Genomic DNA, 20,836 nt, shown 5'->3' on the forward strand with positions numbered 1-20,836 from the left:
CTTTGTATTTTTGGTTTTTGATAAAAAAGTGTATTATCCAGCATGGAATTAAAATTAAAAAGACCATTGGTATTTTTCGATTTGGAAACTACAGGTGTTAATGTAGCGACCGATCGTATTGTGGAAGTATCATTTCTGAAAGTGATGCCCAGTGGTGAAGAAACAGTCTATACAAAGAAGATCAATCCAGAAGTGCCTATCCCTGCGGAATCCTCTTTTTTTCACGGCATTTATGATGAAGATGTGAAGGATGCTCCTAATTTTAAAGCAATCGCTGTGGAACTTGCGGCTTTTATTGCCGATGGAGATCTCGCGGGCTATAATTCCAATAAATTCGATGTCCCAATGCTTATGGAAGAGTTTTTACGGGCAGGTGTTGATTTTTCATTGGAGGGTAGAGCATTTGTGGATGTTCAAAATATCTTCCATCAGATGGAACAACGTACGCTGAAAGCTGCATACAAGTTTTATTGCAACGAAGATCTTGAAAATGCGCATACAGCGGAAGCGGATGTTCGTGCCACATATGAGGTCTTGAAAGCGCAGCTGACAAAATATGAAGGCGCTGCATTCGAAGATAAACATGGGACAGTATCTTATCCTGTCGTAAACGATGTTGAGGCGCTACATACGTTTACCAACCTAAGTAAACCTGTAGATTTTGCCGGACGGCTCGTCTATAATGCGGAGGGATTGGAAACGATCAATTTTGGTAAACATAAAGGAAGACCTGTTATAGAAGTATTTGAGCAAGAGCCCAGTTACTACGCTTGGATGCAGAATGGTGATTTTCCATTGTATACCAAGAAGGTCTTGGAGAATATCTGGAATCGGTATAAAAAGGAAAAGAGTGAGCAAAAGGCAAAAGCAGCTGCAGCCACCCATTCTGTAGAAGATAAAAAACTTGCGAAAAAGGAATTCAATCAACAAAAAGAAGAAGCGCCGCAGAACATTTCTTTGGATATGTTGAAAGGATTGCAAGATAAATTTAAAAAATAACGTTAATTAATAGCTTAGAAAAAGGATTATGGAATTCAAACAAGAAGTGGAACATGTACAGTGTTTGATTATTGGTTCGGGACCAGCAGGTTATACTGCCGCGATTTATGCAGCCCGTGCGGATATGAAACCAGTCGTTTATACCGGTATTGTGCCAGGGGGACAGTTGACTCAAACAACTGAGGTGGACAATTTCCCTGGTTATCCAAAAGGTATCACTGGACCAGTGATGATGGAAGATTTGCGTGAGCAAGCTGAACGTTTCGGAACTTCAGTGCGTTTTGGATATGTGACTAAAGTGGATTTTACAGGTGAGGTACACCGTGTTGAGATCGATGGAACGGTACAAGTTACCGCAGATACTGTGATTATTGCGACAGGAGCCACAGCAAAATGGTTAGGCTTGGAATCTGAACAAAAATACAATGGTTTTGGTGTTTCAGCATGTGCTGTATGTGATGGGTTCTTCTTTAAAAACCAAGAGGTTGCTATTGTAGGTGCTGGGGATACAGCGGCAGAAGAAGCAACGTATCTTGCAAAATTATGCTCAAAAGTACATATGTTGGTTCGCCGTGACGAGTTTCGTGCTTCTAAAGCAATGGTACATCGCGTTATGAATACACCAAATATCGAAGTTCACTACAATTCTGAGGCAAAAGAAGTCCTAGGAGATGGTCAGGTGGTGACCGGAATACGTGTTGTAAACAATAAAGACCAGTCTGAAAAAGATATCGAAGTAACAGGTTTCTTCGTTGCTATTGGGCATAAGCCTAATACCGAGCTTTTCACAGGTATATTGGATATGGATGAAACAGGTTATTTAATTACAAAACCAGATAGTACTGCAACAAATATCCCGGGTGTTTTTGCTTGTGGTGATGTTCAGGATAACATCTTCCGTCAGGCAATCACTGCTGCAGGTACAGGTTGTATGGCAGCTTTGGAAGCTGAAAGATACTTAGCAGCTAAGGAAAGCGGCGAATAATCGCATGGAAATAATAAAAACGGGGCATTGTACAATGCCCCGTTTTTATTTACCTTCTTCCATTTCAAAAACACTATCGATTTTCCAATTTGCCTTATCTTTGGATGCTGCGACAGCTAAACGATCACAGCGCTCATTTAACGGATGCCCAGCATGGCCTTTTACCCATACAAGGCGTACGGTATGGAGCTTATAGGCGTTCATTAAGCGCAACCAAAGATCTTTGTTCTTTTTTCCCGCAAAACCTTTTTGTATCCAACCATATACCCATTTCTTATCAATGGCGTCAATGACGTATTTGGAGTCAGAATACACGGTAACATGTTGTTGTAGATTTTTCAGTGCCTCGAGGCCGACGATCACAGCCATCAATTCCATCCTGTTGTTAGTCGTTTTGCGGTAACCGCCCGAAAACTCTTTTTCGATCAGTTTACCTTTAAAGGCTTCATTATCGCCTGTATAAATAGTTCTTAAGATGGTTCCGTAACCTCCAGGGCCCGGATTTCCACTTGAAGCCCCATCTGTATATAATTCGATCATACCGGCCAAATATACATGAAGTTTTTGTAAGCACATACAAACAGGTAAAAATGATCAAGACTAGTCCATATTTTGATGCTCGAAGTAGAAGAATTTTAACACTGCGACATGTTCAATCAATTCAACGATAGGGCATAGTGCTACAAGCATCAAAATTCATAGGTATTTAAGACTGACTTTATAGGTGTTTAAAAGGGACTTTACACGGCTTTATCCGAATGAGGTCCGAATGAGGTCCCTATAAAGTCCCTATGAGGTCCGTTTAAATAATAGGAATATTCCCTGCGTGTTTTTAGTTTGAGCGAGAGAAAATACAATGTTAGATTTCAATTGCTCTCCAACGTAATTTATCCCTTACATAGTTGGATTGTGCTGATTTATGTGTATTTTGCCGGCTTAAACTCGTTATGTAATCGATAAAATAGCTTATGAAGTTTCGAAAGATTTCTCTTTTTGTTCTTTTGGCGTCCGCGTGCTTAAACGTTTCAGCGCAGAACAATGTATCACCGCAAAAAATGGATTGGTTTGAGGATGCCAAACTGGGTATTTTTATTCACTGGGGGATTTATTCTGTCGATGGAATATCAGAATCTTGGTCATTCTTCAATAATTACATCAACCATGACAATTATATCAAGCAACTGAATGGTTTTACAGCAAAGGATTATAGACCGAAGGAATGGGCCAAATTGATCAAAGAAGCCGGTGCGAAATACACGGTGATTACGACCAAACACCATGACGGGATCTCGATGTGGAATACGAAGGCTGATAAAGCGATCACGACATTACAAGACGCAGCTGCCAAACAGGATGTAATCACACCATTTGTGAAAGCCATACAAGAAGAAGGCTTGCATACTGGACTGTATTATTCTTTGCCCGATTGGAGCCATCCCTATTACGATGTTTTTACGCGCAATCGAAAACGTTATGAATTGAAAAGTGAGCCTTCTCGTTGGGATAATTATGTAAAATATTACCAGAAGCAATTGACTGAGCTATCCGAACAGTATAAGCCCGAATTACTTTGGTTTGACGGGGATTGGGAGCATAGTGCCGAGGAGTGGAAAGCTAAAGAGACCTTGAATCTTTTGCGGAAGTATAATCCGAATATTATTATAAACTCGCGATTGAATCATCATGGAGATTACGATACACCTGAGCAAGGGATTCCAGTAACCCGTCCTGAAGCTAAATTTTGGGAACTCTGTTATACCATGAATGATTCTTGGGGCTATCAACCCTTTGATAAAAAGTACAAATCACCGAATATGATCATTCGAACGTTGGTAGATTGTATTTCCATGGGTGGAAACCTATTGTTGGATATCGGTCCAAAGGCAGATGGAACGATCCCTGAGGAACAATTAAATATTTTGAAACAGCTGGGGCGATGGACACATAAGCATGCAGCTGCGATCTACGGTACAAGAGCCGGTATTCCATTTGTGAACTACGGCGGGAAATCTGCTTTATCAAAGGACGGAAAGACACTTTACCTGTATGTATACGAACAGAAACCCGAATTGCAGCTCAGAGGTTTGGTCAATCATACAGCCATTAAAGAAGTCTCAGTTGTTGGTGATGCATCCGCGAAAGTGAACGTTAAGTCTGAAAACGGAACCGTTCAAGTCGATTTGACGAAAGTAAACTTTGATCAGGATGTGACTGTGATTGCACTAACCTTTGCGGAGGTGCTTCGTTGGACTGCACCGCAAGATACTGAAGTTACGTTGAAATCTGTACTGGATAATAAGTTGACAGGTCGTGCTTTAGGTCAGATCGCTTCAACACTGCATGCCGGAAAAAATATCTTTGATAATTCCGGATTGACCGTGGATGGCTTAGAGACCAAATTGCCAAGTAGTAATGCGACTAATCCAACGGTATTAAAGTGGATTAAGGATCATGCCGAAGCACTTTATGAGACTGGAAAAGGCTTACCTGAAGGACATTATGAAGGACTAAGCGCGCTCTCTAAAGATCGCCAGACATTGTATCTGTTTGTCGAGGGAAAACCTACGGGTCCTATTGCACTAAAAGGTGTTAAAAATGGAGTCGCCAGGATCCGCGTGGTCGGTGAGGGCTCCATGATAAATCATGAGATTTTCAATAAGCTTTATTGGAGTAGCATCCCGGGTATTATCTACATTCAGGCACCAGCAGAGCGCTTGGATAAAAATATGACAGTTATTGCTGTTTTGTTGGATGCGCCAATACAACTATATCGCGAGAAAGTGGGCGCTATCGAAAATAACCTTTAAGAGGTCGAATAGCAATTAGCGTTGAAAAAAAGCCTGGGATAACAAAATATCCTGGGCTTTTTTGCGAGATATAAACTATGCTGATTTATTAATTCTGATCCATTTTCTTTCGGTATTCGGTGCATTTTCTCCTGAATTGTGGCGCAAAAGCATTTTTTATTATAACTTAGGCCTATGAATCCAATCAAAGCTGTTTTGATCCCAATTTTTGTTCTTCTTTGTGTTTGTTGTTCTTCCGGTGACGGAAGTAAATCCGAGCGATTGCGGGCAGATTCGTTAGTGAATGAAGTGGTCAATGGAAGGTTAGCTCTAGCAACATTAGCAGAGTCAAATGAATTTATGTATTTCAATGATAAATACTTTCATGAACCGGCGGATTTAAAGGTCATTCCGAAATTTGATAAGGTACAGATTCAAGTTGTTACTTATCGGATTTATCAGCATGTCAAATTAAAAAATAATCGCTATGTGTTCAACGTGCAGAAAGCCAGTGAACTGCATATACCAAATAGCGCTTTTGTGTATTACCAACGTTCTTTTGATGATATGAACCGTAAGGCAGCCTTGAGTAAAGATTCGATCCGACTCGAGCTGCCGGATAATTATGCATCTTTGTTGATAAATGAATGATCTAGATCAGGCCTACAGACATGATGAAGGTCATATCAAAAGTCAATCTTAACTATACAATGGTGCAACAAATAGATTTAAGATGGAAAAGAAAAATATCGTTGTATTGACGGGGGCCGGTATTTCGGCTGAAAGCGGTATACCTACCTTTAGGGATGCCAATGGATTGTGGGAAGGACATGACGTCATGGAAGTTGCTTCCATTGAAGGTTGGCATAAAAATCCAGCCTTGGTGCAGGAGTTTTATAATCTGAGACGGAAAGCCGCTTTGGTCGCACAGGCAAATGCGGCTCATCATGCGCTGGTAAAATTGGAATCAGCATACCGGGTGAGTATTGTGACGCAGAATGTAGATCTACTACATGAACAGGCAGGTTCATCCCATATCGTTCATTTGCACGGACGCCTGGATCAGTCGAAGTCATCTGTCGATGACCGTTTGGTGTATCCCATTGTTGGTGATGAGATCAAAATGGGTGATCTTTGTGAGAAGGGTAGTCAGCTGAGGCCAAATATAGTCTGGTTTGGAGAGGCTGTGCCGGCCATTGAGGAAGCGATAAGCCTGGTTTCGAAGGCCGATATTTTGATTATTGTGGGGACCTCCCTACAGGTTTATCCCGCTGCGGGACTTAAAGAATTTGCGCCTAGTCACTGTAAATCGTTTTTAATTGACAAAAAGATTCCTCATGACAACGCTTTACGTAATATACAGTGTTTTGAAGAATCGGCGACCATAGCTGTTCCTGAACTGGTAGAACAATTACTTAATTAAATGTTATATAGTCGTTTATAAAATAAGGGTTTATGAAGAAAATAATAGGGCTTCTTTGCATGTCCGTTGCTTTTGTTGCATGTCAAAATAATTCAGCGATCAAAGTAAATACGAGTTCAAATGATCAGCCTTTAACCTTGGATAGCGTTCAGGCCAAGCATCTGCTCAGTTTGCCACTGCATTGCATCGAAGTGGAATATCCCAATAAGCTGGGACAGGTACTCGGTAGTGATGGTGATCTAAAAGCACCGCGTACATTGCATCCAATTTTTTACGGTTGTTTTGACTGGCATTCTTCTGTACACGGGTATTGGTCAATTGTGCATATTTTGAAGGAATTTCCAAATTTGGATAGCTCAGGTGAAATTCGACGCCAATTGAACCGAAATATTACAGCAGAAAATGTGGCTGTTGAATTAGATTTCTTTCAAGATAAGAACAATAAGAACTTTGAGCGTACGTATGGCTGGGCTTGGTTGTTGCAGCTGCAGAAGGAATTATTAACTTGGGAAGATGCCGATGCAAAACGCTGGGCATCGAATCTTGAACCGTTGGTGAAATATGTGGTAAAATCGTATCAGGAATATTTGCCCAAATTGGTCTATCCGATCAGGACAGGCTATCATGATAATTCGGCCTTTGGCCTTTCGCTGTCCCTGGACTATGCAAGAAGCACGGGAAATGTGACGTTTGAAAAATCATTAATGACGAATGCTTCTCGTTTATACAGTCAGGATAAGAGCTGCAACATTTCTTTTGAGCCAAGTGGAAGCGATTTTCTTTCTCCTTGTCTTGAAGAAGCCCTTTGTATGAGTATGGTGCTGCAACAGGAGGATTACCGTAAATGGTTAAAGGATTTTATGCCAGATCTGTTTAATCCCGATTTCAATTTAGAACCAGGAATCGTGAAAGATCGAACCGACGGACATTTGGTCCATCTGGATGGACTTAATTTTAGTCGCGCCAACTGTTTAAACGGTATCGCCAAAGCGCTGCCTGAATTAAGTTATTTGCATAGGTTGGCGAATAAACATTTAAAGTATTCTTTGCCCAATATTACAACCAAGGATGATTACATGGGGTCACATTGGTTAGGTACTTTTGCACTCTATGCACTATCAAAGCATTGATTCGGGGAGATTATCTTCTCCCCATTTATCCATTAGGTTTAATATTTCCTCGAGCGAACGGCCGAGCTCGGTTAATTCATATTCTACCTTTGGGGGAACTTGCTGGTATACAATTCTATTAATCAGCTTGTCATGCTCCAGTTCCTTTAATTTGGCGATCAGCATACGTTCAGATATTCCCACGAGTCTTTTCCGCAACTCACTATAGCGGAGTTTACCTTCATTTAGCAAATAGGAAAGGATATTGATTTTCCATCTGCCACCTATGGTGGCCAAGGTAAATGCAATACCACAACGGTCTTTCCAGTATAGCTCATTAATGTGATTGGTTGAATTCTCTTTTCGCGGGTTCATACAAACTTTTTTGTTGGTATCATACAATCTTGTATGTACTGTTATTCCTGCAAATTAATAAAGAAATTTGTAGGAAAACAAAAAGTATAACATGGAAACGATTAAATCAGTCGCTCATTGGTTGAGCTATGCGTACTACCTTTATGTATTTGGATATGCATCATTATTCAAAGTTTTTCAAAAGAGCGCCATGATGCAAAGCATGCAGTCCCTGGGTTTTAATAAGACTTGGACGATCATTATCGGAATAGGGGAACTAATGGGGGTAGTATTGCTCTTAATAGGTTTGTATAACCCGCAATTTAAGAATGCTGCAGTGCTGCTGTTGTTTCCATTTGCGGTTGCTGCGTTTACGGCACATATGGCGCATCAAGAGTATCATCATTTCTACAACTCCTTGCTGATGTGTGTACTTAGTATTGTGCTGTTGGCCACAGACAAAACCTTTAAAATTATACTTTAAATCCTGCGTCAGCTTTAGCATGATCATTAGAAAATTAGGATTATTTTATAGCTTAATTTTCTAATGATCCTATGTTTATCCGGAAGCAAGTGGTGCTGGAGATGCAAGAGGGAAAATAATGTGATAGACTACAATTATAAGCGGTATGGCAAGCCGGTCGATAGCCGAAAATATAGGAGCGACTTGATCGGTTGTAAATCGTGATTTGTGCTAATTTAACTCTGTTGATTTATGCTGGGATATTTTGTTTTTCTACCGTTTTATTGCGTTGTTATTGGTTTAAGTAAAGTTTTCGCGCTGTTTTTTTTAGATATACATTTTTTAGCAAGTTAGAAAAAGACTATAAAATTCAAGATTTGTGCTACTCTACACGATCAAACTTATAATACATTTGATCTATCAATCCCATAGGGATGTTACATGCTATGTATAGGTATTTAAGACAACTTTTAATGGTTTTGCCCATTGTTTTTTTCTGTCTGTTTTTTACAGGTAAAATAAACAAGGATGTCTTTTCACATACTGCCTATAAAAACACCTCAAAAACGGCAATAACTTCTTCACAATCCCATTTCGATTTTTATGTCGGATCGATCGAAGAATGCTCGTTCGAATGGCGTTATGATCAACATTTAGCATATGCCGTTCGGCTCTGTACCTTGGGACTGATTCTACCAATTTTCTTGCTATTTGCGGATAAGAAGTCATGGCATAGTTTTTATGAACTCCAAAATAAATATCTATCGAACAGGCTGCCAGACAGGTGTATCCTATACCATTCCTTTAAAATTTTCGGTTAAATCCCTTTTCCTTTTCGTGAATATCATCGGTTGGGTCGACAGACGGCTATAAAACCGATTTAATAAATCATTGCTTGAAGAAAGCGGCTTAATCAGCTGCTTTGCTATTAAATCATTTATATGAACACAACACTTTACGCATTAGCTATTACAGCTATTACGATCAGTTTTTTTCATACTGCATCGGGCCCAGATCATTATCTGCCATTTATTGTATTGTCCAAATCGAAAAAATGGTCGTTGGGGAAAACCATATTATGGACCATTATATGTGGGCTTGGGCATGTTTTCAGTTCGGTCATACTGGGGATTATTGGCGTTTATCTTGGATGGCAGCTCAATAAGATCAGCTGGTTGCAGGACGTGCGCGGCAATGTTTCGAGTTGGGCACTATTTATTTTTGGACTTGGATATTTGATTTACGGGATCTGGAAAATGTCAAAGAAGCATTCTCATAAGCATTTTGATGTGATGGGTGATGAGGTGTATGTGCATGAACACACGCATGGGAAAAGCACATCAGGGCATCATCACCATCATCAAAAAACGAAGGTAACGCCTTTGGTATTATTTGCAATTTTCGTCATGGGACCATCGGAACCATTGATTCCACTTTTATTTTTTTCAGGTGCTCACCGCTCAATGCCAGAGGTGATTACACTGATTAGCACCTTTACCATCACAACAGTGGCAACCATGGTTGGGATGGTCTTGTTGGGAATTTATGGTTATAATTTGCTCAACACCGAAAAACTTGATCGATATGTACACGCTATTAGTGGTGCTGTCCTCTCAATTTGCGGTGCGGGGATGTTATTTCTGGGATGGTAATTTTTTAAATAGGATATGAACAAACATCAAATCACCTTTTTTATAAGCCTAATGGCTACTACACACAGTTATGCCCAGCAACATGTAATTCAGGGAACTGTGAAAGATAAGGATAGTAAACAGAGATTAGAAGAAGTCAATATACGTTACCAACGTGGAATAAAACATAGTCATACAGCATCGAATGGTACTTTTTCCGTACAGCCGGGAATATTTCCGGATACTTTATTGTTGAGCCGGATTGGCTATCTCGATCAGGTATACATCCTAAAAGAAGCGAAGTCTCCGATTGAAATCGAGATGCAAAAAAATGAAGTGCAGTTGAGTCAAATTCAGGTGGATGCATTCAATAGCAGTAAAACATTGAGCAAAGTTGATTTAAGTAAGATTCCGGTTAATTCGGCGCAAGATCTGTTACGAAAAGTTCCTGGGCTCTTTATAGCACAGCATGCCGGTGGTGGAAAGGCTGAGCAAATATTTTTGCGTGGATTTGATAATGATCACGGTACAGATATTGCCATTACTGCAGATGGCATTCCCGTTAATATGGTCTCTCATGCGCACGGTCAAGGATACGCAGATCTCCATTTTATTATTCCAGAAACGGTAAAAGACATTGATTTTGGCAAGGGTGCTTATTATGCAGACAAAGGCGATTTGAACACATCGGGTTATGTTAATTTTACGACCTTGGATCATTTGGATCATAATCTTTTTAAGGTTGAAGGCGGTTCTTTTGATTCCTGGCGTACCGTGGCCATGCTTAATCTGCTGAATAACCATGAGCAGAATAAATATGCCTATGCCGCAGGAGAGTTCAATTATTCGAATGGTCCTTTTGACATCAAGCAAAATTTTAGTCGTGTCAATCTATTTGCGAAATATAATCAGTGGATCGATGAGAAACATTATATCAATCTCCAGGGGTCCATATTCAGTTCGGGTTGGAATGCATCGGGTCAGATTCCGGAGCGGGCTGTTCGTCAGGGACTGATTAGCCGTTGGGGTTCGATTGATTCTACAGAAGGCGGGAATACATCCCGCATGAATTTGGCGATGCAATACCGTGCGCTGATCAGTGATCAAGAAAGCTGGGAAAGCAATGTTTACTTCTCGCGCTATAAATTTCAGTTGTTTTCGGATTTTACTTTCTTTCTGAAAGACCCCATTCATGGCGATGAAATAGAGCAGGTTGATAATCGATACTTGTACGGTATCGAAAACAAATACAATCGCCAATTTCATTTTGGTCATAGTCAGCTTTCTTGGACATCGGGGTTTGGGCTCCGAGTGGATGATATCAAAGATCTTCAACTGAACCATGTCTATCAGCGCGACGAATTATTGGATCGGCTTTCGCATATTTCGGGTGTAGAAATGAATCTTCATGCCTATAGCAATCTGGATTGGCGTATTGGAAAATGGACGATTAATCCTGCATTACGTGTCGATCACTTGATTTTCAACTTGCATGATAAGCTGAAAAGTGATCCTGCAGGGCAAGAGGCTTCTGCAACAAGAATCAGCCCAAAGCTGAACTTTGGATATACGTTCAATCATAGCGCCCAAATCTATTTGAAAACGGGTATGGGATTTCATTCCAACGATATCAGGGTCGTGATGGAACAACAGGGAAAAGATATTATGCCCATTTCCTTTGGTGCAGATCTTGGCTTGATCTGGAAGCCAACTGATAACCTTTTTATTCAGCCTGCTTTATGGGGGTTATACCTGCAGCAAGAATTTGTGTACGTCGGGGATGAAGCTGTTGTAGAGCCTTCAGGCAAAACGAAACGTCTGGGGGCTGATTTGAGTCTACGCTATCAAGCTACTCCATGGTTATATTTTGATGGCGACATCAATTATGCGTACGCGCGGGCAATTGACCAACCTAAAGGCGAAAACTATATCCCGCTGGTACCTTCTTTAACAAGTACAGGGGGAGTATCTGTGAAGCTACCGCTCGGCATTTCGGCCAATTTGCGCTATCGTTATATGAATACAAAACCAGCGAAAGAAGATAATTCGGTACGTGCTAAAGGTTATTTGGTCAACGATCTCCTGCTTAACTATGGCGTGGGAAAATGGAATTTTTTGTTGCAGGCCCAAAACTTATTTGACACCAAATGGAATGAAGCACAGTTTGAGACCGAGACTCGATTAAGAAATGAACAACAGCCCGTTTCTGAATTGCATTTCACCCCTGGAACACCTTTTATGGTAAAAGCTGGCCTGTCCTATAAATTTTAAAGACTGGGTAAAGTGGTCGCCTTAAAATTTTCCTTTGTATCTTTAATAGGAAATATAAGTCCTTATAAATGATGTATTATGGAAAAGAGTAAGTTACTTCGAATGGATAATATGGGTATCGTGGTGGAGTCGTTGGACAACGCGATTTCGTTTTTTTCAGAACTTGGTTTACATTTGGAGGGAAGGGCACAGATTAAAGGGGAATGGGCAGGTCGAATAACAGGTCTCGGTGCTCAGCATGTGGAGATCGCCATGATGGTGACACCAGATGGGCATAGCCGATTGGAGCTTTCAAGATTTATTGATCCAGCGATAATTGCAGATCATAGAAACGCTCCGGTCAATGCCTTGGGGTATTTGCGGGCAATGTTTACCGTTGAAGATATCGATGATGTGCTGCGGCGGCTAACTGACAATCATGGAGCTGTGCTGGTCGGGGAGGTGGTACAATATGAAAATGCGTATCGTCTCTGTTATCTAAGGGGAGTAGAGGGATTATTGATTGGTTTAGCACAACCGCTGTAAGGTAATTGATATGAACTGGTAAAAGACAGCTATAGGAATAATTACAAGGCAAGTGATAGGAATTGAATCTTTGTACGAAAAAAGAAAATTTAAGAAATTTCTATGTTTTACAAAATAAATAGGAAACTAAGACGTTATTGATACAAATACTTTTCATAAAATAGGTTAATATATGGCTAAGACCCTAGAGTTCCCCGCTCTAGGGCTTTTTTGTAATTATACGTCCGGGAAAAACGAAATTTTGTACAATCTGTCTGGATCGCGTTCTTTCCTGATCAATAAAGCGAAATTTAGCTACTTGATGAAAGCCATGAGGAGGGCCTAAGAATCTATTTTTTAGATGCTGTTTTCAGCGATGAACTCGTCGTTATCACTGGTTTTGCAATTTTGCCCAAACTGGATATAAATTAGGCAATTTTTGAACATGTGGTCATTAGTATAATCACACATAAGACGAGTAATATAATAACAGATGTGGTGTAAGGCGTTCTTCTCATAATACTTTTTTTTACTTAGTAGTTTACAAAAGCCGTGCCTTTATTTTTAGAACTTGCAGTAAGTCTGGTTGTTGTAGCTTCGTGTCTACAAGGTGTCGATATGAATAAGGAAATGATATGTTTGAAAAGGCTTTTGCCGATGTCTTGTGCATCGATTGTGGAATTAATGGATCTGGTTCCTATTGTTCGTTTGAAACGATGTTTTTTTGATAGTCTATAGACGATGAGAATACCCAAAAGCATTACAATCGTATAGGCAATAAACGCGATGTTTTCAGACTGATGTTCGCTACCCTTTGCAACACAACGCTGTCTGTTTGGTCACAGCGGCAGCGAAAGCAAACAACACCAGCGAAGCCACGTAAAATAATATTACTTTTAGGTATATGGTTTCTCTTTTCATTTTCTAACTGTTTGGTAAACGTGAATTTACACTATTTTTGAAGAAATAGTGAAGGTTATCTGAAAGAGTGGTGTGCTTTTTGTTTATAGGGGAGAAAGATTAGAGAAATAATAATATGAAGTATCCTTATTTAGGAATTAGTATGGTATGTGCGGCCCTAGCGAGCATGGCCAATTCAAAGGCTGTATTTGCCGGAGAGCAATTAGCTGTTCAACACATTGAATATGTGCAGGTAAATTCAGACTCATTGAAGGTTGAACAATTAGCAACAGCGCTGAGAAAGATGAAGCCTATCAGTTCGGCAGATTTTAAGGCAAAGTTCAAACCGGAAATCAACGGATTTAAGCTCACAGAGGTGACGGCTTTCGAGGATGCGGAGTCAGGATCTTACGCAACGGCAAACTATGTGAAGGGAGAGCAAAATATTTATTTGATGATTACCGACGGAGCCGGTCCAGGTTCGGATCAGGTAAAGTTAAATTTGATGAACTATATCGACCTAAAATCAATTGAAGACCTAGGAACCAAAATGCAGGTTAAGCCTTACAAAGGTTGGCTGGCGTCTTTTGACTGGAGCATGTTTGAAAACGATGGTTTGACTAGCATTCAATATCTCGAATCAAATCGATTTGCAACTGTCTCTTCAGCAAATAATGTAGCAATTGAAGAATTAGAGAGTTTTTTGAATAGTTTTAGTCTATAAGAAAATTGGCACAGTCCCGGAACCTTTAATCAAAGCCGGGACTCAGTCCATCAAACCGATTTAATCCATTCCCCGACTGCTAATAGTCGTTAAATATCTATATCTTCCGAGCCTTTCTTTCCGTAATTTCCCAGATTATCCGCTCTATAGCTGCGCTTGTTGATGCAATATTTTATTGTTTATTGCTTATTTTTCTTATATTAGGTAATAAACCAGCAAATTGTGTCTATGTTCAATCTAAATCGGAGAAAATTTATTCAAGGAGCGGGAGCAGTCTTAACTTTATCCGCTTTGCAAGTTAAAGGTCTGTCGTTTAAAGATGCGATTAAAAATTTTCGGGTCGGATTGATCGGTGCGGGTTGGTATGGGAAGAGTGATTTGTTCCGTTTAATGCAGGTTCGGGATGTTGATGTTATCGCCATATGTGATGTTGACGACAACCATTTGCAGGAGGCGGGGCGATTAACTGCTGAGCGCCAGGTTTCAAAAAAGGTTCCAAAGCTTTATAGAGATTATAGGGAGATGCTCGCTAACCATAAATTCGATCTTATCCTTATTGGCACACCGGATCACTGGCATGCAAGACAGGCTATAGACGCGATGCGTGCGGGGGCTCACCTTTATTTGCAGAAACCCATCAGTGTGGATGTACTTGAGGGCGATGCCATATGGCGCGCGGCTAGAAAATATAACCGGAAAGTGCAGGTAGGGACCCAACGGCGGAGTACGGCGCATCTCATCGACGCTAAGAAGCGGGTGGTCGATAGCGGCCTGCTTGGTAAGGTTTCGCATGTGGAGATGTGCTGCTACTATCATATGCGGAAAAATGGTAACCCGCCTACACAACAAGTTCCAGAGTTCTTAGATTATGAGTTATGGACAGGACCGGCACCTTTACGAGCTTATGATGGTTTACCGCATGGCAGCTGGTGGCGAACCTTTATGGCTTATGGAAATGGGATAACCGGCGATATGGGAATGCATATGTTTGATACGGTACGTTGGCTTTTGCAACTTAAATGGCCCAAAAGCGTGAGTGCCAAAGGTGGTATTTATGTCCAAAAAGAAGGCAAATCGACGATTGCAGATACGCAGACCGCTCTATTTGAATACGAAGATCTTAACTGTGTCTGGCAGCATAGGACATGGGGAGCAGCAACAGACCCTGAATATCCTTGGGCATTTGTTATATACGGTGACAAAGGTACTTTAAAGGGAAGTGTGATGAAATATGAGTTCATTCCCATCGGAGAAGGTGAGACTATCCGAAAGGATGTTATCTTAGAAAAAGAGACGTTTCCTAAAGATCTGGAAGAGCATCGAATAGAACTGCATACAGCTCCGGCAACGCGACGACACATGCTCGATCTTTTATCAGCAATTGAAAATAATCACCTACCTGTAGCCGATATTGAAGAAGGCTATATCTCCACCGCAAGTTGCATATTAGCCAATTTGTCGATGCAGTTGAATCGGCCCCTGATTTATGATCCTACGCAAAAAATATGTATTAATGACCCTGAAGCAACTCAATTATTGCAGAGAGGGTATCGCAGTCCATGGCAACATCCGTAATAAAAATATCAAGCGACAGATACCGGCAAATGGAAAAAACGCACCCGTCAAAATATGCCATGCATATGGACAGACTTGGCATTTATCAATATATAGAACGTTCCTGACCTAACGGCAAAGGGATCCAATAGATTAAACAAAATATGTTCAAGCTTAAAATTCTAAATTTCTACAGAATTCGAACCGTTCTTTACTCGATTAAAAGACGAGTAGACGATGAATATGAATTCGACGATAACCCATAATTATGCTAGGCTTAGAAAACCCTTGTTCTTTCTACCTATACTTCTATTAGTTCTGCTCATTCTATTTCTCTATTTTAATCATGCATTGAATGTATATGGCTATACGGTCATTCAGAAGAATAGCTTTTTCACAATAAATGCTTACCTCGGACAATATCCAAATCTTGAGTCTAATTTTACACAGTTTGGAGATTGTTTAATTAGCCTGTCACTATTGAGTGTTTTTGTATTATATGCGCCTAAATTATGGGAAGCATTGATATCAGCATCGCTAATTTCAGCTTTTTTTTCCATTGTTTTAAAAGTGGCATTTGCTGTGCCTCGACCTGCAGCGGTGTTTAATCAAACGAGTTTTTTGATTACTGGTAAGATGCTTCTTGGTAACAATAGCTTGCCTTCGGGCCATTCCATTACGATATTTACAACGCTGACCGTTATCATGTATGCTTTTATGCCGCAACGATTGAGTTATAAAATAATGTGGTTTTTTTGTTTAACATGTATTGGGTTAATGCTTGCTTTATCTCGCGTCGCGTTGGGAGCACATTATCCATTAGATGTAGTTAGTGGCTGTATTATAGGATATGTTTCGGGACTGCTCGGAATTTTTTTTAGCAGGGAATTTAAAATATGGAATTGGGTCAACGACCAACGGTATTATCCAATTTTCATTTTATTATTCCTCGTTTTCAGTATAGTATTGGTCAATAGAATAATTAATGATAATTTGCTAATATTTTATTTTACATTTATCTGCTTAATTAGTACACTTTATAAAACCATTACCGTTTATGCTAAAAAATAGCTTAAAACTAGTTCATTTTGTCCTTTTCATGAGTGTGTTGAATTTTATATTCTTCCATTTTCCATTTTATACTTTTGTTTTTAAAAATGTTGATTATAAAAGCTTTGGGGGCATTGTTCTCATCGGCAGTCTAATGGTTTTGATGCTGGTAATGAATGCTTTTGTACTTTATCTATTTTTTTCAGCCTCGCGTCGCTTCGGGAAATCGATACTTGTGTTGTTCTTTCTTATCAATTCAGTAGCCGTTTATTTTGTAAATACCTATAGCGTTATTTTGGATGAAACCATGATCGGCAATATCTTGAATACCCGTTATTCCGAGTCCAGCGGTTTCTTTTCCCTGAAATTGATCGTTTATCTCGTTTTTCTCGGTATTATTCCCAGTATCTTCATTATTAAAGCAAAAATAATAAAGGATAAACCAAAGAAGTTCTTTATCACTTCGTCACTTTCGCTATTATTTATCGTTATTTTAATATTCGCCAATGCGACTAATTGGTTATGGATCGACAAGAATTCGAAGACTTTGGGCGCACTTGCCATGCCGTGGTCTTATACCGTCAATATTTCGCGTTTTTACATTCACGAACATCAAAAAAATAAAAAAGAGATTTTATTGCCAGATGCGAAGATAACTGACCACAAAAAGACAGTGGTTGTCCTTGTTATTGGTGAATCTGCTCGAAGGGATAACTTTTCCTTATATGGCTATCAAAAGAATACAAATCCGCTACTTTCCAAAACACCCAATCTTTATCATTTTGACGCAACTTCTTGCTCCACCTATACGACAGCAGGAGTAAAATGTATATTGGAGCATAAAAATACAGATGATTTGTACGAAATCCTGCCGAACTATCTCTATAGAAATGATGTCGATGTGATCTGGCGAACAAGTAATTGGGGGGAGCCACCTGTACATATTAAAGAATATGAAACAAATGATCAACTTGCCACAAATTGTAAGGGTGAAGGATGTGCTTACGATGAGGTACTTTTAACAGGTCTAAAGGAGCGAATATCCTCCAGTAAAAAAGATAAAATTTTTGTTGTGCTCCACACAAGTACAAGCCATGGGCCAACATATAGCAAAAAATATCCCGCTCAATTCGAGCTGTTTAAACCTGTATGCAATAGTGTTGAACTCGGGAACTGTTCTAAAGAAGAGTTGATCAATGCTTATGATAACACCGTTGTTTATACAGATTATATTTTACATAATCTGATTGAGGATCTAAAACAATTGAAGGAATATAATAGTGCCATGTTGTTCGTCTCGGACCATGGCGAATCGCTGGGTGAAAATAACCTTTATATGCACGGATTGCCGATGAGCATTGCACCAAAAGAGCAATACGAGATTCCCTTTATTGTTTGGGTTTCTGATCATTCAAAACAGTTGAAACCAAATAAAACGTTGACCCAAAATCACGTATTTCACAGTGTGTTGAAATTTCTGGATATGAAAAGCCCTATTTATGATGAAAATATGGATATTTTCGAATAGACAGGATTGCGGGTACAGTTTGGTCTAAAACGGATGGACTATGGCCAATCAGATCAATACCGGATGGTGGATAGGTTATGTTGAGCAAAAAGAAAAGATTTATTTCTTTGCAACGCGGCTTATTCAGGACCGCAAGTTCAATCGTCCTGATTTCTCGCGCTGCCGCAAAGAGATACGCGGAAAGTCTTTAAGGAGCTAAAAATTTTGCCCTAAACCTTAGGGCATTAGATATCAATCATCAAATTTTACCAGGACAATAGACAGATGGAAAATTTTAATCGAAAGAAGCATTGGGAAGACATATACGAAAACAAGCCGCTGGAATCAGTGAGCTGGTACCAGCCCAATCCAGAAGCATCGCTACATTTTGTAGAGCAAGCTAACCTTCCAAAAAAGGCGAAAATCATCGATATAGGTGGTGGTGACAGTTTCCTGGTTGATTTCTTGCTGAAAGCAGGATTTGAAGATATTACTGTATTGGATATATCCAACGCTGCAATTGAACGAGCGAAGAAGCGATTAGGGGATGAGGCGACTAAAGTCAAATGGATTGTTTCGGATATCTTGGATTTCGTTCCCGACGCAACTTATGATTTTTGGCATGATCGGGCCACCTTTCATTTTTTGACTGTTCGCCAGGAGATTGATCGTTACATCAAAATCGCAGATCAATCAATTGCGGTGGGAGGTATTTTAGTCGTTGGAACTTTTTCTGAACAGGGGCCAAAGAAATGTAGTGGCATTACTATTAAACAGTATTCAGCACAATCAATAAGCGATTTATTCCAGACATGTTTTAGGAAAATTGAATGTATGACTATTGACCATATAACACCCTTCGACACGAAACAGCATTTTGTGTTTTGCAGTTTTCGTAAATAGCTGTCATAGCTGGGGCGAACGCATTTCGTACAAATAGCGCATCGGTGTGTGGCTCGAATCTGCCCCTTTGTGCTAATTTTTATTGGAATTTTCCAATAAAAGTTCTCCCCAGGCATTTAATTTCCAGAGTACTTCCACTAAACTTTTCCCTAAGGGTGTCAATGAATACTCCACTCTGGGAGGAAGCTCATGGAAAGATTGTTTACTTAAAATACCATCATTGACCATTTCGGCCAATTGTTGGTTTAGCACCCGTCTATCAACTGTTGCAATACCACGAAGCATTTCACTTGGGCGTTTTTCCCCTTCATTGATACGCCAGACAATCGGAATTTTCCATTTCCCGCTAATCGCATTGACGGCAAATTCCAATGGACATATTTTTTGTTTTATTGCTTTCTCTGTTATACTCATAAAATTGACTTTTTTGCCCCATAGGGATAATAATATGCGGTATTGTGATTGTGCATTTACTTTTAAAACTTTGCAGAAATAACGTACAGCATCATGAAAAATTTAGAACACAAAATTGCTAAATTAAATGCGAATTTAGCTAATCTTCGTCTTGAAATAAAGGAAATATTTGGCAGATCCATTCAGGATCTTCAGTCTGGCGATCTAATCGAAAAGAGCCTGCAGATAGGGGACAAGGTCCCGAATTTTAGTTTGATGAATTCGCTGCATAGCAAAATTGAGCTCGGAAAACTTCTGGAGAATGGAACGGTTAGCGTGGCCTTTTTCCGCGGCAACTGGTGTCCTTACTGTAATCCCGAGCTAAGACTAATATTGATGCGTTAATCATACAGCTATGAGCAAAGTACAACGTAAAGGGGTAAGGCAGACAGCTGATATTTCAATAGACTGCCTAGCCAGTCTGAACCGCGGTGAAATTGAAACTGCAAATCTTGTAGAGTGGCTAGCTGTTGACCAACGGCTTTTACTTGCGCACATTCTTCAGCAGAATGCGCGCATTCACTACTTAAAGCCAATCTTGTTGCTTTTGGAGCAGTTACAGAAACCGACGGTAAATTCCATCAATGAAACGATCGGACGTGCGCTGTTCGACATGATCACACAAAATCGTGATAATACCTTCCTGACAATATTATTCAATCATCCTGCAGATCTCGTGCGTTGCTGGGCGACCTACGCGATTGGAAATGATAAACAGCTTGAAATTGAGGAACTGCTTTCATCAATACGTCCTTTTGCTGCAGATACACATTTTGGTGTACGAGAAATCAGCTGGATGGCCATCCGTAATAGGATAGCTTTTGATTTGGACAGGAGCATTACCTATCTGAGCCTATGGGCGATAGAGAAGGATGAAAATGTGAGGCGTTTTGCTACGGAGTCAACCCGACCGAGGGGCGTATGGTGTAAGCACATCGATCGGTTGAAGCAGGAACCAAGTCTAGCCTTGCCTATTTTAGAACCGCTAAAATCCGATCCTTCAAAATATGTTCGGGATAGCGTCGCAAATTGGCTGAATGACGCAAGCAAAAGCCAACCTGGTTTTGTTAGAGCACTTTGTCATCGTTGGGAAGAAGAAAGTAATACCAAGGAAACACACTACATTATTCGAAAAGCATTACGCACAATTTCGAAGTAAAAATTACCGGTATCAGTATTCTGTTTTTTGCGTCTTTCTAGTTCATATTTAATTTTTTATG

At 40.0% G+C, this 20,836-nt stretch carries 20 protein-coding genes and 1 pseudogene; 18 read left to right on the forward strand and 3 right to left on the reverse strand.

Going from position 1 to position 20,836, the window contains the following annotated elements; translation table 11 throughout:
* Positions 1–42 precede the first annotated feature (42 nt).
* Together B4Z90_RS14070 and trxB are read left to right on the forward strand one after the other, a co-directional pair.
* Positions 43–999 (forward strand): 3'-5' exonuclease, encoded by a 957-nt coding sequence (locus B4Z90_RS14070; protein ID WP_070560842.1) that lies wholly within the window; start codon positions 43–45, stop codon positions 997–999.
* Between the two features lie 28 nt (positions 1,000–1,027).
* Complete coding sequence (gene trxB / locus B4Z90_RS14075) at positions 1,028–1,984, forward strand: thioredoxin-disulfide reductase (protein ID WP_286768972.1); 957 nt, start codon at positions 1,028–1,030, stop codon at positions 1,982–1,984.
* Positions 1,985–2,029: 45 nt separating this feature from the next.
* Here trxB and rnhA read toward each other — a convergent pair whose 3' ends face one another.
* On the reverse strand, positions 2,030–2,524 hold the full coding sequence (gene rnhA, locus B4Z90_RS14080; protein WP_112374834.1) for a ribonuclease HI: 495 nt from the start codon (positions 2,522–2,524) through the stop codon (positions 2,030–2,032).
* A 428-nt stretch (positions 2,525–2,952) separates the two neighbouring features.
* Between rnhA and B4Z90_RS14085 the strand changes: the two genes are divergently transcribed.
* The 4 genes from B4Z90_RS14085 (at position 2,953) to B4Z90_RS14100 (ending at position 7,323) form a co-directional block, all read left to right on the forward strand.
* A complete protein-coding gene (locus B4Z90_RS14085) occupies positions 2,953–4,791 on the forward strand; it encodes an alpha-L-fucosidase (RefSeq protein ID WP_286802565.1) in 1,839 nt (612 codons plus the stop codon).
* A 174-nt stretch (positions 4,792–4,965) separates the two neighbouring features.
* A complete protein-coding gene (locus tag B4Z90_RS14090) occupies positions 4,966–5,421 on the forward strand; it encodes a hypothetical protein (protein WP_070560836.1) in 456 nt (151 codons plus the stop codon).
* An 82-nt stretch (positions 5,422–5,503) separates the two neighbouring features.
* On the forward strand, positions 5,504–6,193 hold the full coding sequence (locus B4Z90_RS14095; protein WP_286710517.1) for an SIR2 family NAD-dependent protein deacylase: 690 nt from the start codon (positions 5,504–5,506) through the stop codon (positions 6,191–6,193).
* A gap of 32 nt (positions 6,194–6,225) precedes the next feature.
* Positions 6,226–7,323: a DUF2891 domain-containing protein gene (locus B4Z90_RS14100; RefSeq protein WP_286802566.1), complete on the forward strand. Its 1,098-nt coding sequence runs from the start codon at positions 6,226–6,228 to the stop codon at positions 7,321–7,323.
* Here B4Z90_RS14100 and B4Z90_RS14105 read toward each other — a convergent pair.
* Positions 7,312–7,677, reverse strand: coding sequence for a winged helix-turn-helix transcriptional regulator (locus B4Z90_RS14105; RefSeq protein ID WP_112374699.1), 366 nt, complete (start codon positions 7,675–7,677; stop codon positions 7,312–7,314). The two genes, B4Z90_RS14100 and B4Z90_RS14105, sit on opposite strands and share 12 nt — an antisense overlap.
* A gap of 91 nt (positions 7,678–7,768) precedes the next feature.
* Between B4Z90_RS14105 and B4Z90_RS14110 the strand changes: the two genes are divergently transcribed.
* From B4Z90_RS14110 to B4Z90_RS14155, 10 genes and pseudogenes are all read left to right on the forward strand, one after another.
* Positions 7,769–8,140 (forward strand): DoxX family protein, encoded by a 372-nt coding sequence (locus B4Z90_RS14110; protein WP_046676261.1) that lies wholly within the window; start codon positions 7,769–7,771, stop codon positions 8,138–8,140.
* A gap of 920 nt (positions 8,141–9,060) precedes the next feature.
* The gene (locus B4Z90_RS14115; protein WP_046676263.1) at positions 9,061–9,771 is read left to right on the forward strand and encodes a membrane protein; all 711 of its coding nucleotides are present in this window, start codon (positions 9,061–9,063) and stop codon (positions 9,769–9,771) included.
* Between the two features lie 51 nt (positions 9,772–9,822).
* Entirely contained in the window at positions 9,823–12,021 is a 2,199-nt protein-coding gene (locus B4Z90_RS14120) for a TonB-dependent receptor (protein ID WP_286802567.1), read from the forward strand.
* A gap of 78 nt (positions 12,022–12,099) precedes the next feature.
* Positions 12,100–12,546, forward strand: a complete 447-nt coding sequence (locus B4Z90_RS14125) for a VOC family protein (protein WP_286802568.1) — start codon at positions 12,100–12,102, stop codon at positions 12,544–12,546.
* Between the two features lie 1,015 nt (positions 12,547–13,561).
* Positions 13,562–14,149 carry a hypothetical protein gene (locus B4Z90_RS14130; protein ID WP_286802569.1) on the forward strand — a complete coding sequence of 196 codons (588 nt, stop codon included), beginning with the start codon at positions 13,562–13,564 and terminating at the stop codon, positions 14,147–14,149.
* A 228-nt stretch (positions 14,150–14,377) separates the two neighbouring features.
* The gene (locus B4Z90_RS14135) at positions 14,378–15,724 is read left to right on the forward strand and encodes a Gfo/Idh/MocA family protein (RefSeq protein ID WP_236560185.1); all 1,347 of its coding nucleotides are present in this window, start codon (positions 14,378–14,380) and stop codon (positions 15,722–15,724) included.
* A gap of 216 nt (positions 15,725–15,940) precedes the next feature.
* Positions 15,941–16,774 carry a phosphatase PAP2 family protein gene (locus B4Z90_RS14140; protein ID WP_112374706.1) on the forward strand — a complete coding sequence of 278 codons (834 nt, stop codon included), beginning with the start codon at positions 15,941–15,943 and terminating at the stop codon, positions 16,772–16,774.
* The gene (gene eptA / locus B4Z90_RS14145) at positions 16,761–18,281 is read left to right on the forward strand and encodes a phosphoethanolamine--lipid A transferase EptA (RefSeq protein WP_159332925.1); all 1,521 of its coding nucleotides are present in this window, start codon (positions 16,761–16,763) and stop codon (positions 18,279–18,281) included. Before B4Z90_RS14140 ends, eptA begins: the two co-directional genes overlap by 14 nt.
* Before the next feature lie 31 nt (positions 18,282–18,312).
* A pseudogene (locus tag B4Z90_RS14150) lies at positions 18,313–18,494 on the forward strand (class D beta-lactamase); the annotation flags it as partial.
* Positions 18,495–18,545: 51 nt separating this feature from the next.
* Positions 18,546–19,163 (forward strand): class I SAM-dependent methyltransferase, encoded by a 618-nt coding sequence (locus B4Z90_RS14155; protein ID WP_070560817.1) that lies wholly within the window; start codon positions 18,546–18,548, stop codon positions 19,161–19,163.
* A gap of 72 nt (positions 19,164–19,235) precedes the next feature.
* On the opposite strand, the gene B4Z90_RS14160 is transcribed toward B4Z90_RS14155, so the two are convergent.
* Entirely contained in the window at positions 19,236–19,577 is a 342-nt protein-coding gene (locus tag B4Z90_RS14160) for a winged helix-turn-helix transcriptional regulator (protein WP_070560815.1), read from the reverse strand.
* Between the two features lie 93 nt (positions 19,578–19,670).
* Between B4Z90_RS14160 and B4Z90_RS14165 the strand changes: the two genes are divergently transcribed.
* Both B4Z90_RS14165 and B4Z90_RS14170 read left to right on the forward strand, forming a co-directional pair.
* Positions 19,671–19,961, forward strand: coding sequence for a redoxin family protein (locus tag B4Z90_RS14165; RefSeq protein ID WP_070560814.1), 291 nt, complete (start codon positions 19,671–19,673; stop codon positions 19,959–19,961).
* Between the two features lie 10 nt (positions 19,962–19,971).
* Positions 19,972–20,775, forward strand: coding sequence for a DNA alkylation repair protein (locus tag B4Z90_RS14170; RefSeq protein WP_286802570.1), 804 nt, complete (start codon positions 19,972–19,974; stop codon positions 20,773–20,775).
* The last annotated feature ends 61 nt before the right edge of the window (positions 20,776–20,836 follow it).

Source organism: Sphingobacterium sp. UBA5639 (genome assembly GCF_002421245.1).
GTDB classification, from domain to species: Bacteria; Bacteroidota; Bacteroidia; order Sphingobacteriales; family Sphingobacteriaceae; genus Sphingobacterium; species Sphingobacterium multivorum.